Source organism: Burkholderia sp. 9779_493, from assembly GCF_015712215.1.
GTDB lineage: Bacteria > Pseudomonadota > Gammaproteobacteria > Burkholderiales > Burkholderiaceae > Burkholderia > Burkholderia cenocepacia.
This window is the reverse complement of the sequence record NZ_JACCQA010000112.1, coordinates 1-453: the sequence shown is the minus strand read 5'-3', so window position 1 is coordinate 453 and position 453 is coordinate 1. Positions and strand designations below refer to the sequence as shown.

The window sequence follows — 453 nt, the reverse complement described above, 5'->3', positions numbered from 1 at the left end:
ATATTATCTTGTTGCAACTTTCTGAATTCTTCAAGTTCTCTTTTGTATTCCTCACTCGTTACTGCTGGAGTAGTTAGCGTAGCAGAATTTTCGACCGTAACTACATTTTCAGCACGTACTTCTGAAGCAGCATTTTTTATATTTTGTTGTACGTCTGCTTCCCCATTAGATATGGAAGAAAAAAACGCTCCTCCTACTCCAATAAGACTAATTAAAACTTTTTTATACATTATTTTTCTCCCAAAATGTTGCATCAAGTACCCAATGGTTATCACTATAATCATAATATAACTTATCAATTACTAAGTTTTTAACTTGTAATAATATTGGTAATATTATGGTTGGCTCCATAGTCAATGAAACGCTGAATTTAATTTCTTGTATTCCTCCATTTACAGCAGAAGCAGGTTTCATGGTAACAGGAATGAAGTAATATTCAAATAGATCCATAAG

At 32.2% G+C, this 453-nt stretch carries 2 protein-coding genes; both read right to left on the bottom strand.

What is annotated here, in order from left to right:
* A partial coding sequence (locus tag H0X95_RS35730) for a hypothetical protein (RefSeq protein WP_196446439.1) occupies nt 1–230 on the bottom strand: 230 nt, incomplete at its 3' end.
* Nucleotides 223–453: hypothetical protein (locus H0X95_RS36140; RefSeq protein WP_230878357.1), on the bottom strand; the 231-nt coding region annotated here is incomplete at its 5' end. The genes H0X95_RS35730 and H0X95_RS36140, both read right to left, overlap by 8 nt.